The 276-nt window shown below is 65.9% G+C and carries 1 protein-coding gene; it reads right to left on the reverse strand.

Annotation, left to right across the window (positions count from 1 at the left end):
• Positions 1–276: transposase (locus tag ACZ3HG_RS23560; protein ID WP_465334774.1), on the reverse strand; the 276-nt coding region annotated here is incomplete at both ends.

Raw genomic sequence — 276 nt, forward strand, 5'->3', positions numbered from 1 at the left:
GTGAGGATGCCCGCCCAGAACTTGGCGCCTTCGCCGCCGGTCGGGCCGACCCACATCCCCAGCACGTCGCGTTCACCGTTGAGGTTGACACCCATCGCCACGTAGATCGGCCGGTTGGCGACTTGGCCGTCGCGGATCTTGACGACGATGGCGTCGATCAGGATCACCGGGTAGACCGCGTCGAGCGGCCGGTTCTGCCATCCGACCATGTCCTCGACGACGGCGTCGGTGATCCGGCTGATCGTGTCGCGGGAGATGTCGGTGTCGTAGATCTCC

This window comes from Erwinia sp. PME.40.26/001 (assembly GCF_055556675.1).